8 protein-coding genes are annotated in these 13,698 nt (G+C 44.9%); 2 read left to right on the top strand and 6 right to left on the bottom strand.

Annotated features, from left to right (window positions below; genetic code table 11):
• Positions 1-20: 20 nt before the first annotated feature.
• From fusA to AC5JM2_RS17765, 6 genes are all read right to left on the bottom strand, one after another.
• Positions 21-2,099 (bottom strand): elongation factor G, encoded by a 2,079-nt coding sequence (fusA, locus tag AC5JM2_RS17790; RefSeq protein ID WP_495836178.1) that lies wholly within the window; start codon positions 2,097-2,099, stop codon positions 21-23.
• A gap of 165 nt (positions 2,100-2,264) precedes the next feature.
• A complete protein-coding gene (gene rpsG / locus AC5JM2_RS17785; protein WP_495836177.1) occupies positions 2,265-2,735 on the bottom strand; it encodes a 30S ribosomal protein S7 in 471 nt (156 codons plus the stop codon).
• 903 nt (positions 2,736-3,638) lie between these two features.
• Positions 3,639-4,016: a 30S ribosomal protein S12 gene (rpsL, locus tag AC5JM2_RS17780; RefSeq protein ID WP_495836176.1), complete on the bottom strand. Its 378-nt coding sequence runs from the start codon at positions 4,014-4,016 to the stop codon at positions 3,639-3,641.
• A 96-nt stretch (positions 4,017-4,112) separates the two neighbouring features.
• Positions 4,113-4,499 (bottom strand): HesB/IscA family protein, encoded by a 387-nt coding sequence (locus AC5JM2_RS17775; protein ID WP_495836175.1) that lies wholly within the window; start codon positions 4,497-4,499, stop codon positions 4,113-4,115.
• Between the two features lie 158 nt (positions 4,500-4,657).
• Complete coding sequence (locus AC5JM2_RS17770; RefSeq protein ID WP_171975747.1) at positions 4,658-5,089, bottom strand: phosphomannose isomerase type II C-terminal cupin domain; 432 nt, start codon at positions 5,087-5,089, stop codon at positions 4,658-4,660.
• 288 nt (positions 5,090-5,377) lie between these two features.
• Positions 5,378-7,624 carry a phosphodiester glycosidase family protein gene (locus AC5JM2_RS17765; protein ID WP_495836174.1) on the bottom strand — a complete coding sequence of 749 codons (2,247 nt, stop codon included), beginning with the start codon at positions 7,622-7,624 and terminating at the stop codon, positions 5,378-5,380.
• Between the two features lie 344 nt (positions 7,625-7,968).
• On the opposite strand from AC5JM2_RS17765, the gene AC5JM2_RS17760 reads away from it, so the two are divergent.
• A complete protein-coding gene (locus AC5JM2_RS17760) occupies positions 7,969-8,091 on the top strand; it encodes a hypothetical protein (protein WP_495836173.1) in 123 nt (40 codons plus the stop codon).
• Between the two features lie 435 nt (positions 8,092-8,526).
• A complete protein-coding gene (gltB, locus tag AC5JM2_RS17755) occupies positions 8,527-13,236 on the top strand; it encodes a glutamate synthase large subunit (RefSeq protein WP_495836172.1) in 4,710 nt (1,569 codons plus the stop codon).
• Positions 13,237-13,698: the final 462 nt, after the last annotated feature.

Here is a 13,698-nt window from a genome sequence, read left to right as displayed (position 1 = left end):
ATGCTAATTTCCTTTACTAACTAACCGTTCCCTTTGCTTTTAGCTATGATTGCCTCAGCCACGTTGCGAGGCACTTCTTCATAGTTGCTAAACTCCATTGAAAAGATGCCCCGACCTTGGGTCTTTGATCTGATATCAGTGGCGTAGCCAAACATTTCTGCTAATGGAACTTTAGCAGTTACTTTAGCAAGACCCTGCTCAGATCCCATCCCCTCAATTTGCCCACGACGGGAATTGAGGTCGCCCATCACATCCCCAAGGAAGTTTTCGGGAACTTCTACCTCAACTTTCATCATAGGCTCTAACAGGACGGGTGCTGCTTTCATCACAGCTTCCTTCATCGCCATTGAGCCAGCGATTTTGAAAGCCATTTCTGAAGAGTCCACATCGTGGTACGATCCATCAATCAGCGTTGCTTTGACATCAATCAGCGGATATCCAGCAAGAACACCCGATTCGCAGCTTTCTTTCATTCCCTGTTCTGCGGGTCCAATGTACTCTTTGGGTACGGTACCGCCAACAATTTTGGAGACGAATTCAAAGCCGGTTCCTGGTTGTCCTGGCTCCAAGTCAATTACAACGTGACCGTACTGACCTTTACCACCGCTTTGGCGGATGAACTTACCTTCAATTCTGTTAACAGGCTTGCGAATTGTTTCGCGGTAAGCAACTTGTGGCGCACCAACGTTTGCTTCCACTTTGAATTCACGTAACATCCGGTCTACCAGAATTTCCAGGTGTAGCTCTCCCATCCCTGCAATCACGGTTTGGTTGGTTTCCGGATCGACATTCACACGGAAGGTGGGGTCTTCTTCCGAAAGAGATTGCAGAGCTTTGGACAACTTGTCCATGTCATTCTTGGTTTTGGGTTCAACCGCCACCGAGATCACAGGCTCAGGAATGAACAGGGATTCCAGAATCACTGGTGAAGCATCAGCAGAAAGTGTGTCACCTGTCAAGGTATCTTTCAATCCCAAGGCGGCTCCCAAATCACCTGCTCGCAGTTCTTCTACGTCCATTCTGTCATCTGCTCTCAAAATTACTAAGCGAGAAATCCGTTCTTTCTTGTTCTTAGTAGCATTGAGGACATAGCTGCCTTTCTTGAGAACACCAGAATAGACGCGAACGAAGGTTAGGCGACCGTAGGGGTCAGCCATAATCTTGAAGGCAAGAGCTGATAGTGGTTCATTGTCGTCGGCATGGCGCTCGACGGGTTCACCATTTGGCAGTGTACCTTGAATTGGTGGTACATCAATTGGTGCTGGCAGATAATCTACTACCGCATCCAATAGCAGCTGTACGCCTTTGTTTTTGAATGCCGAGCCGCAAAGCATTGGCACAATCTTACCTGTGACGGTGCCTTTACGCAGAGCAGTACGGATTTCGTCTTCGGTCAGTTCTTCGCCGTCGAAGTACTTGGTCATCAAGTCATCACTAGTTTCCGCTACTGCTTCAATCAATTTGGAGCGGAACTCTTCAACCTGACCGACCATATCTTCGGGGATATCTGTTTCCTGAATATCCGTTCCCTGGTCATTGTTGTAAATGTATGCACGCATCCGCACCAGGTCAACAATACCCTTGAAGTCGATTTCACTGCCAATAGGCAACTGAATAGGAATCGCATTTGCCCGCAGGCGATCGCGCACTTGATCGTAAACCCTGTAGAAGTTAGCGCCAGTACGATCCATCTTGTTGATAAAAACAATGCGAGGCACTTTATAGCGATCTGCCTGACGCCACACGGTTTCTGTTTGCGGCTGCACGCCACCTACAGAACATAAAACTGTAATCACACCATCCAGTACCCGCATGGAACGTTCCACTTCAATCGTGAAGTCCACGTGTCCTGGAGTATCAATAATGTTAATTTGATGATTTTTCCAAGTGGTACTAATAGCAGCAGCAGTGATGGTAATTCCCCGCTCTCGCTCTTGTTCCATCCAGTCAGTTACAGCGGTTCCTTCATGAACCTCACCTATTTTATGAATTATCCCAGAGTAAAATAATATTCTCTCTGTCGTCGTTGTTTTGCCCGCATCTATATGCGCCGCAATACCTATATTGCGTACTTTCTCTAGCGGGTTCGTACGTGCCACAGCTGCCTCCTATAGTTTTCGCCTCATGATATCTTGTATATTACACTTTGTTAAGATATTATACTCTTACGGAAAACCGTCTTTTCCTAAGTAAATATACATTCTTATTGCGCTACAGTCACGATATATCACCCGATGTTAGACGCGCCAAAGCGCGTCTTTGCATTAGTAGCGATAATGAGCAAAGGCTTTGTTTGCTTCTGCCATCCGGTGCGTTTCTTCACGTTTGCGAATCGCATTTCCGCTTTCGTTTGCAGCATCCATTAATTCATTTGCCAGTTTGCTTGCCATTGTGCGACCTGGTCTTGCCCTTGAAAACTGTACTAACCAACGTAGTGCTAAGCTTGTACCGCGTTCCGCACGCACTTCCATTGGGACTTGGTAGGTTGCCCCACCAACGCGACGAGCTTTGACTTCTACTAAAGGCGTCGCATTACGCACAGCTTTTTCAAAGGTTTCCAACGGATCGCCACCAGTCCGTTCCTGTATTGTTTTCATAGCAGCATAAACAATGCGTGAGGCCAGAGATTTTTTACCATGACGCATGATTCGCCTAGTCATCATGCTGATGAGGCGACTGTTGTATACAGAGTCCGGTGGAACCGGACGCTTTTTAATAACACCACGACGAGACATACTTAAACCTTTAATTCTGAATCGGGAGACTACATGCTATACGTTATCGAACACCGGCATTTTTCAACGCTAAATCCCGTCGTTCAATTTTATTCAGAAGTGTAACTGCAATTGCAGCTACACTGACTGACAAAAAATGCTGTCCTTAACAAGAGGAAGCGACAAAATTATATACTGCGACTGACCCTACTTATTCAACTCCCACAAGCAATACACGATTGCTTTGAGTGTTATTTTTTAGATCTTTTCTCAACAGATTGAAGGCTATTCGTCAAAGACGTGCCGAAGGTTTAGTTAACGATTCCAAGAGTTACCTCCTGGAGTTTCCTGCTTTATCCTCTGAAAACTCGACGAGCAAAACTAGCATTTTTACCCGTCACCCCCAGATCGATTTAGCAGGTCTTTTGATTTAACCTCCACCAACTGCCTTAAGACAGAGGATATGGAGTAGCGCGTACTTTGAGCTTTACATCGGCAGATACCGTTTACAGTCCTGCTAGACTTTGTGTACTAGTTTCACGCCTCGTCTGCCTGACCGACCGATGGGTGTTACCAGAAAATTTTATCGCGCTTTTATCGCGACTCTGGGCCAAGTTTGGCGCAAACACAAACTCATTTTTAAGAACAAGCCTTCCTGCTCAAGCAACGAAATCTTACTCTAATTTGTGTCAAAAAGCTCTCTGTTCTAAATGAGAAACTGTTAAACAGAACATAGTGCTTGATTTCACTTAGCAAAGCCAATTGCTATGTCCTGCGCTATGGGCAATATTTTGACTCCTCGAACCATTGGGAAAGCTAGCGTTAAGAAGAAGCAATCCGACAAAAAGCACTTATAGACTTAGAGGTTATCCAAGTTTGGAAAAGTGTTGTTGGTGTTTAGAGCATTGATGACTCATAGCTATTCTATTTAGCCTTAACGCGCTTAGTTCCATACTTGGAACGACCTTGCTTGCGGTCTTTGACTCCGGCTGTATCTAAAGTTCCACGGACAATGTGGTATCTCACGCCTGGTAAGTCCTTAACGCGACCGCCACGAATCATCACAACAGAGTGTTCTTGCAAGTTATGACCAATTCCTGGAATGTAAGCTGTGACTTCAAATCCAGAGGTTAACCTTACCCTTGCGACTTTACGTAGAGCTGAGTTTGGCTTTTTCGGTGTGGTCGTATATACTCTAGTACAAACGCCCCGACGTTGAGGGCACTGCTTTAGAGCTGGGGACTTGGTTTTCTGACGCGCTTGTTCGCGTTCGTTACGTATTAGCTGCTGTATGGTTGGCATGAGTTACAGCGCGAGAAGCTGCCTTTAGTCTAAGTTTTTACAAATCCTAATTATATCTTTTTTTGTGCTTTTGTGTCAAACTTGTTGGGGAATTAGTTATTGAGTTGTAGAAAAAGAGTTACCACATTCACAAGTCGCATTTGCTATAGGGTTGTAGAAGCGAAAGCCACCGCCCATCAAATCCTCTGAATAGTCTACAGTCAAATCGTTGACGTGTTTTAAGCTTTCGGCATCTATGACAATCGCAATATCATAACACTCAAAAATGCGTTCGTTGCTTTGGGACGGCACCAAAGCAGTGTCACCCGAAGAAGCGCTGCATTCTGGCTCATCACCTACTTGTAGCGCTTCTTCAAAGGACATATCATAGTACCATCCAGAGCAACCTCCAGGTTTAACAGCCAAACGAAACAAGACATTTGGCTGTTGTTTTGATTTTAATCGCCTGATTTCATTGGCGGCAGATGGACTCAATTGGATCATAGAAGCGGCAAAGCAATTTAAAAACCTATTAATGAGAAACTCGGTTTCTTAAAGAAACCGAGTTTTTTCAAAATAGCATATTTTGTCTGACTTTCGCTTGCTGCTTATTTCAGCCTAAACTGCCTAACAAGCAGATTTTAAATTCGTGCTTTGAAGGGCTATTGTTGATTTTTTTGTTCAGCCCGAGCATAGTCATCCTGGTAACGGACAATGTCATCTTCTCCTAAATATTCCCCATTTTGAACTTCAATTAACACCAAAGGAATCACACCAGGATTCTCTAATCGATGGGCTGTACACTGGGGTACATAGGTTGACTGATTATTGCTGAGGAAAACTTCATTATCACCGCAGACAACCTTGGCTGTACCACAAACGACAATCCAATGTTCGCTACGGTGGTGGTGCATTTGCAAGCTGAGGCGGTGTCCAGGCTTAACTTCAATACGCTTAATTTTATATCCACGGCCTTCTTCTAAGACGGTAAATGAACCCCAAGGACGAAGCTCAGTTGCAGCGACACCTCTTGGCGTGACAGATGGCGGAAGGGGCAATGTGTTAGTTTGTGTTGCTTCTTGAATTTGAGCCATATTTACCTCATGTTATGACACAACAGACTTTCAGTACTCTTGAATCATTGAAAAAGACAAGGCGTGACGTTGCTTTGGTGGAGATGAGCAATCCACGCCACCTCTGGCAAAGATAACACGCATCAGGTGGAGGAGTGTTATCGATCACCTCTGAAACTAGTGTGTCTACACCAAGTCTTCATCAAGTCACATGGCAACTTATTCTCAACTTTAAAGTTAAGGAGCAAGATTAACAGGGAATAGGGAACGCTTAACGCTTAACAGGGAATAGGGAAATCCCCCAATGCACTACTTCCTCTGGACTCCAGGCGGCGAGAAGAATATACCAATACCGTTGTGAACGCGAGCAACAGTATTAGGGGAACGATCAAGCAATTGTCCTCCCAAGTAAAGACTAGTAGAACTGCCACCGTCCAAATTAAGAGCATCGACACAGCCCAAGAACTGCATGAGTTGGGCATGTTCTGCTAGGGTAGGTCCTCCTCCACCGTCAACACGGTTGTGTATAGCCGCAATAATCAAATTTCCTGTGGTTGTTGTACAGATACCACTGCGAATAGCCTTTTGAGTCATAAAGGCGTTGCTAAATTTTTCGCTCTTGCCATCAAGGACTATTTGACGATTTTGCAGTAGCAGTGGTCCTGCTCCTACAATCTGGGAGTAACGGCTAAAAGCTACAGGAGCAGTGGAACTCGTTATTGTTATAGAGGAGCCAACAGGTAAGGTAGCAGCATTGCTCGTAGTGTTACCGCGTAATGTTAGTAAATAGCCATCTTGTGGTATTGGGACGGCAATTTCACCACCTTTACCTCCTGTTAGCTGATTGATAATTTGGTTTTTCTGGACAACAAAAATGATTTCATTGTCAGTTAAGGGAGTGTAGTTTGCTCCCCATGCAGCAGTATAACGAGCAATACCGCTTTGAACGTAGCCACTATTGAGAGTTAAAATCGGCAACTGTAGATTGTTGTTACCTACCAAAGTTTCCAACAAGTTGAGACGACCAATGTAAAATTGCCCAGAATCATTCCAGGCGATCGCTCCTCGGTTAAGAATTGGACTTGATAACCACACACCATCCCGACGAATTGCACCCAGAGGTAATTGATTATTACGGTTAAAATAACCGCCGTTAATTGCTGCAACTGCTGAGTACTGTTGTGCAGTTTGAATCAAAGGAGCGGTACCTATCAAGCTGTTAGTCGTTGTCGAGATAGGTTTCACTTTGATCCCGGAGGTACGAGGATTTATTTCTAACCACACAACAGGAAAGCGTTCTTTACCTAAGTTGACAAACCGCTGTCGCCAATTCAACCCTGGTGCCCATGTAATATTTCTTTCCACCATCGCATCAGGTCGAATTTCAATAATCAGACGATTGGGGTTAGCTACAGTGCTGATCCGAGGAGTTAAACCCAAGGGAACCCCCAGATGGATGATCGTTTGATTGTTGACTACCTCTACCTGTTGTATTAATCCTGGAGATGAGGGAGTTGTTAATTTGTCTTGCCCTACTTGCCCTACTGTATTTGAAGGAGTGTAACGTTGTGCCAACACTGGATTGGCTATTCCATCAAGGGTAATGATCCACTCTCTATTTGGTGGCGAGGTAGAACGTGGAGGTGATGAAGAAAGTTGTGTAGAAGAATTTCCTTCTTCCTCTATTTGAGGTTGAGGTTTTTTGATTGGTAGCCCTTGTGTGATTTGCCAAAGAGTTGGGCGATCTAAAGCTACGATAATGCGAGCGCCTGTATACTGCCCAACCAGGCTACGCCTGGTTGCCCCGAATCTCCGATTCGGGGAACCCTGTTCTGGAAGAACAGGGTTGGCAGTAGGGCGTGCTTCGCGATCGCGATCGCGCGACAGTTGCTTATCCTGAGAAATATTTGTGACTTTCGCGCTTGGTGTTGTAACTATTAACGTGTTATTGACGACTTGCATCTGCCATTGGGCAGTTTTTGCAAAATTCGTAACGTCTAAATATCGATATCCACTGGTTAATACACTACTTAACACTAGTGGTTTCGTATCAGATGAAAACCACTGTATTGGTTGCTTGTTTGGATTGCTGCTATCTAAGAAATCTACCCCGAATAATTGCCGAACTGCTGCGTCACTCAGATGAATACTCAACGAGCCTGTTTTTTCGCGTTGCTGCAACCAGGCTCCAGAAAAAATGCGACCATTGAGAGAAATTTCGTTACCATAGGAAATTACCCCGCTTAAAGCAGGAGGTGGAGGTAATGGTTGCTCAAAAGAACTCACAGAGGAAGTAGCACCCTGTTGAAGTTGCTTTTTTTGAACAAACTGCTGTTGAGAGACGAGGAAACGAGGAGAAGTCTCTATGTCCCTGTGTTTGTCTGTCCCCTTGTCAGTTTTTAACAAGAACTGCGCTTTTGCATTCATACCTGTAGCTATTAAGCACAGTAGTGTCACAAGTATTGGTAACACGAAAACCATGACATACCTGCCATTGCTTTTATTGACAATAGCACTGCAATGTTGTTGGCATTTTGAAGTTGGTATTTCTCCCATAATTCGGAATTTACTTGGTGGAAACAATTCCTTAAAGTATTAAATTCAGGGTATAGCTTTCGCTCTCGTTACAAGGCACAGCATTGTAACGGTGTTGCTTTTGAGTATCGGGAAAACTTTGTAGAACTTAATATACCCACTACCTCGTACTCGTCACCCACTTTTAACAAAGAAGCTAAGTACTTCAGTTGTCAAAATCAAAAAAGAATGACATGAGTTTTGCTCTCGAACGGGATGTGATATTGTATATATGGGCTTTTTATCTCTTGAAAACAATCAAAAAATTTGTTTAAGTACAACTATTAATCAGGACAAGCGCTAAGTGAGATCAGTGCTCGTGATCTATGACAGCAGCTTTAGTTGCCAAAACTAAAGTGATGGAATTGCCCATGAGCGCTAAGAGTAGCAATGCCAGTATTGTCATGCTGCTAGCAACACAATTGACAACAAGAACCTCAAAAATTTAGAAAACCTCAGAATATATAGGATAGGAAGGATAGGACATTGTCAAATTAGTCTATAGTGTAATACGCTGATTTTGTTACCAAATAACGATAATTCTAGATTTAAAAGTCGTGAAGACATATGTTGAAATGTGTTTCAGGCAAGCGACACAAGGCTAGACCTGGAAACTAGCCTTCGCCCTTAAATCTGAAAATTTGAGGAATAGAACTATAAACAAAAAACTGCTGGGGCAAAAATAGTCTCCTTTACTCAGCATCAACACAAAAATAACGAGATGATTTTAACACGGGATAAGCAAAATGGAACCCGAAGTTAAAATTTTTTTTCCCTAATTTTCAGTCATTCTGTTTTTCTCCATATCTCTTCATTCTGATTTAGCAAAATTTTCCCAACAAATGAAGTTGTAAAACTCGTAACCAAGGCCTCAGGGACAGTCTATGAATAAAAAACGGATGAATCAAGAAATGACATCAAATGCTTCCTCAGGGTGTAACTATCAAGGACAAAGATGGCTCGTAGAAGAGCGAGATGCTTGTGGTGTGGGTTTTATTGCCCATCGCCAAAACTATGCCAATCATGAAATACTAGAAAAAGCGTTGGCTGCTTTGACTTGCTTGGAACACCGAGGCGGTTGTAGTGCAGATCAAGACTCTGGTGACGGTGCGGGAATATTAACTGCGATACCTTGGACGTTGTTCCAACAAGATTTTGCTACGCGCGGGATACAAGTTCCCTCTACTGAAAATACTGCTGTGGGGATGATATTTTTACCGCAAGATCCACAAGCAGCGCAAACAGCGCGTACAGTTGTTGAGGAAATCGCAGAGTCGGAAAAATTAACTGTACTGGGCTGGCGAGTAGTCCCAGTGCAACCAAAATTACTAGGGGTACAAGCAAGAGAAAATCAACCTCAAATTGAACAGATTTTCTTAGCCTCCCAAGACAAAAGCGGTGATGAACTGGAACGTCAACTCTACATCACCCGTCGCCGAGTAGGTCAAACCATTCGCAATACTATCAACAGCAACTGGTCAGAAGACTTTTATATCTGTTCCTTGTCTAGCCGCACAATTGTTTACAAAGGCATGGTGCGTTCAGCAGTATTGGGAGACTTTTATCACGATTTAAAAAATCCGTCATACACAAGCGCTTTTGCTGTTTATCACCGCCGCTTTAGTACCAATACCATGCCCAAATGGCCCTTAGCTCAACCGATGCGGCTTTTGGGACATAACGGCGAAATTAATACTCTCTTAGGTAACATCAACTGGATGATGGCGCGAGAAGCGAGTTTGTATCATCCAGTGTGGAGCGTTGGCGCAGCCTCTCCGAAGGAGACTCGCATCAATGAACTCAAGCCATTTGTCTACATAGACAATAGCGACTCAGCCACTTTAGACAACGTGTTCGAGTTGCTGGTGCGTTCTGAACGTAGCCCATTGGAAGCCTTGATGATTATGGTTCCAGAGGCTTATCAAAATCAGCCCCAGTTGCGTAATTACCCAGAGATTATTGATTTCTACGAATACTACAGCGGTCTGCAAGAAGCATGGGATGGACCAGCATTGTTGGTGTTTAGCGATGGGTGCAAAGTTGGTGCAACACTGGATCGTAATGGCTTAAGACCAGCTCGTTACTGCATTACCAAGGATGACTACATAGTTGTGGCTTCTGAAGCAGGAGTCGTGAATATAGATGAAGCCAACATCCTGGAAAAAGGTAGACTTGGTCCTGGGCAAATGATTGCTGTGGATTTAGAAACTCAAGAGGTGCTGAAGAATTGGGAGATAAAGGCGCGCATTGCCAAAAACAAACCATACGGCGAATGGATACGCCAATACCGCCAAGAACTCAAATCTTTAGTCAATGGTAAGTCGTCAGCAGTTAATGGTAATGGCGTCAATGGTAATGGACATTCCACAAACAAAATCGAAAGACTTCCCTTGCTGCGACACCAAATTGCCTTTGGTTACACCACAGAAGATGTGGAATTGGTGATTCAGCCAATGGCGATCGAAGGTAAAGAGCCAACTTTCTGTATGGGGGACGATATTCCCTTAGCAGTATTGTCTCAAAAACCCCACTTGCTTTATGACTATTTCAAACAGCGCTTTGCTCAGGTGACGAACCCTGCGATTGATCCCCTTAGAGAAAGCTTGGTTATGTCGTTGAAAGTAGAACTGGGTGAGCGAGGTAACATACTACAGCCAAAACCAGAATATGCGCGCAGAATCAAGCTGGATTCACCAGTGCTGCTTGAGGCAGAATTGGAGGCTATTAAGTTGTCGGGATTTGCGACAGCAGAATTATCTACCATTTTTGAAATAGCTGCAGGTCCAGAAGGATTAAAAGCAGCAGTGCAATCTTTGCAAGCACAAGCCGCTGAATCGGTGCGAGCAGGAGCTAAAATACTTATCCTCAGCGACAGGATAAGTAATGGCATTGATACTGAATACACCTATATTCCGCCTCTACTTGCGGTGGGTGCAGTACACCATCACCTGATCCGTGAGGGACTGCGGATGAAAACATCCCTCGTCATTGAGACAGCGCAGTGCTGGAGTACACATCACTTTGCGTGTCTGATTGGCTACGGAGCAGGTGCTGTTTGTCCGTATATGGCTTTGGAGACTGTGCGTGATTGGTGGTTTGACCCGAAAACCCAACAGTTTATGAAAGGGGGTAAAATCACTGAGATGAGTTTGGAACAGGCGATCGCCAACTATCGCAAAGCAGTAGAAGGTGGTTTGCTCAAGATTCTCTCCAAAATGGGGATTTCCTTGCTCTCTAGCTATCAAGCAGCGCAAATTTTTGAAGCAATTGGCATTGGGCAGGATTTATTAGAGTTGGGATTCAATGGGACAACTTCCCGCATCGGTGGAATTAGCGTTGGTGAACTCGCTCAAGAAGTGCTGGCGTTCCACAGCAAAGCTTTCCCTGAACTGACAACTAAAAAGCTAGAGAATCTGGGGTTTGTCAAATACCGTCCTAACGGTGAGTACCATATGAACAGCCCAGAATTGGCAAAAGCACTGCACAAAGCGGTTGATGGCAAGAAATACGACCACTACGAAGTTTATAAGAAGTACTTGCAAAACAGACCACTAACTGCGTTGCGTGACTTGCTGGATTTCCAAAGCGATCGCTGCTCCATTTCCATTGAAGAAGTCGAGTCTGTCAGTGACATTGTTAAACGCTTCTGTACTGGTGGGATGTCGTTGGGAGCATTGTCACGGGAAGCCCATGAAACTTTGGCGATCGCCATGAATCGCCTTGGTGGTAAATCCAACTCTGGGGAAGGTGGGGAAGATCCAGTGCGTTACAAAGTTCTGGATGACGTAGACCAAACAGGTCACTCGTCAACCCTACCGCACTTAAAAGGATTGCACAACGGTGACACCGCGACAAGTGCGATTAAGCAAGTCGCGTCAGGACGCTTTGGTGTGACGCCAGAGTACCTGATGAGCGCCAAACAAATTGAAATCAAAATCGCCCAAGGTGCAAAACCAGGGGAAGGTGGACAGCTTCCAGGACCAAAAGTCAGCCCCTACATTGCGATGTTACGGCGTTCTAAGCCTGGAGTGACGCTGATTTCACCACCACCGCACCACGACATCTATTCCATCGAAGACTTGGCGCAGCTGATTTTTGACTTGCACCAAATTAACCCGAAAGCTCAAGTATCGGTGAAGTTAGTTGCAGAAATTGGTATCGGTACCATCGCTGCTGGTGTGGCGAAGGCAAATGCTGATATCATTCAAATTTCTGGTCACGATGGCGGTACAGGAGCTTCTCCACTAAGTTCTATTAAACACGCAGGTTCCCCGTGGGAACTCGGTTTAACTGAAGTCCATCGTGTGTTAATGGACAATAGCTTGCGTGACAGAGTGATTTTGCGTGTAGATGGTGGCTTAAAAAGTGGCTGGGACGTACTGATGGGCGCATTGATGGGCGCAGAAGAATTTGGCTTTGGTTCGATCGCCATGATTGCGGAAGGCTGCGTTATGGCGCGGATTTGTCACTTGAACACGTGCCCTGTGGGCGTTGCCACCCAAAAAGAAGAACTGCGCAAGCGGTTTACCGGAATGCCAGAACACGTTGTCAACTTCTTCTACTTTATTGCTGAAGAAGTCCGTAGCCTCCTAGCAAAACTTGGCTACCGTTCGTTGTCAGAACTTACTGGACGTGCTGACTTGTTGAAGGTTCGAGAAGACGTACATATAAATAAGACAAATGCGCTGAATTTAGATTGCTTACTTCAATTACCAAACACCAGAGAAAATCGTAGTTGGCTCGTACATGAGCAAGTCCATAGCAATGGCGTGGTTTTGGATGACCAATTGCTTGCTGATTCAGATATTCAAGCTGCCATCCGCAAGCAATCTTCTGTTAGCAAAACAGTGACGGTGGTTAACACCGACAGAACTGTTGGCACACGCTTAGCTGGGTTCATTGCTTCTAAGTATGGTGACAATGGTTTTGAAGGACAAATTCACCTGAATTTTAAAGGTAGTGTTGGGCAAAGTTTTGGTGCTTTCAATCTTCCCAGTATGATTCTCACCCTTGAAGGAGAGGCAAACGACTATGTTGGTAAGGGAATGAACGGTGGTGAGATCATCATCAAACCCCCAGCAAATGCCACTTATAACTCAGCACAAAACGTGATCATTGGCAATACTTGCCTTTACGGTGCGACTGGTGGTGTCTTATTTGCCAGAGGTTTAGCTGGAGAACGTTTTGCTGTCCGTAACTCCAATGGAACAGCAGTGATTGAAGGAGCTGGGGATCACTGCTGTGAGTACATGACTGGTGGTGTGGTTGTCGTTCTCGGGATGGTGGGACGCAATGTTGCAGCCGGGATGACTGGCGGATTAGCGTACTTCTTGGATGAAGATGGTTTGTTCCCTGAGTTAGTCAACAGAGATATAGTTAAACTCCAACGAGTTATTACCCCTACTGGCGAGAAACAACTACAGGAGTTAATCAAAGCTCATGCTGAACGCACCGGTTCACAAAAAGCGAAGATGATTCTAGAGAATTGGCAGGAGTTCTTGCCTAAGTTCTGGCAATTAGTTCCGCCTTCTGAAGCGGATAGTCCACAAGCTAATCCTCAAGCTGTGGAGGAAAAACAGCTTAGTTCAGTTTAGAGTGATTGAAGGCCCAAGTCCACCACTTGCACACAGAACCCCAAAAAAGTTTCTGTGTGCAACCCCCTTTTTGGGCTGAGGTATTGTCCCCTAAAAATTTCGGCTAAGCCCCGCACTTCGTCATCCGACCAACTTGATGATCGTCGTTTTTCATACTCTCTGGCTTCTACCTGCCCCTGTCTGGCTCCAAATGTTTATATTTGTGATTAAACCCCCTCAAAATAACAGCCCGCCTGTTTTCTGGATTACATTTTTGTAATGTTAGCCAAAGGATAATGAATTTAAAATCGAGTTAGCAGTTTGAATTCATGCGCTTGTGCCCCGGAGTGTAGGCGATGCTCCAGCAGGGAGCGCTAGCATTGCTGATCGCCATACTGCTAAGCCTGTTCTTTCAGAACAAGCTACCCCGAATCTCCGATTCGGGGCTGTGGTGACCGACTTTGCGCAGTAAGACGCGCTAAG

Source organism: Brasilonema angustatum (assembly GCF_059505445.1).
The sequence above is the reverse complement of the archived record's forward strand: the minus strand, read 5'-3'. Positions and strand labels throughout refer to the sequence as shown.

What these genes read in the sequence shown, in the direction of transcription:
- rpsG (WP_495836177.1), bottom strand. Translation starts at nt 2,735, where the DNA reads ATGTCTCGTCGTGGTGTTATTAAAAAGCGTCCGGTTCCACCGGACTCT.
- AC5JM2_RS17760 (WP_495836173.1), top strand. Translation starts at nt 7,969, where the DNA reads ATGACAGCAGCTTTAGTTGCCAAAACTAAAGTGATGGAATTGCCCATG.
- rpsL (WP_495836176.1), bottom strand. Translation starts at nt 4,016, where the DNA reads ATGCCAACCATACAGCAGCTAATACGTAACGAACGCGAACAAGCGCGT.
- AC5JM2_RS17775 (WP_495836175.1), bottom strand. Translation starts at nt 4,499, where the DNA reads ATGATCCAATTGAGTCCATCTGCCGCCAATGAAATCAGGCGATTAAAA.
- AC5JM2_RS17765 (WP_495836174.1), bottom strand. Translation starts at nt 7,624, where the DNA reads ATGGGAGAAATACCAACTTCAAAATGCCAACAACATTGCAGTGCTATT.
- AC5JM2_RS17770 (WP_171975747.1), bottom strand. Translation starts at nt 5,089, where the DNA reads ATGGCTCAAATTCAAGAAGCAACACAAACTAACACATTGCCCCTTCCG.
- gltB (WP_495836172.1), top strand. Translation starts at nt 8,527, where the DNA reads ATGAATAAAAAACGGATGAATCAAGAAATGACATCAAATGCTTCCTCA.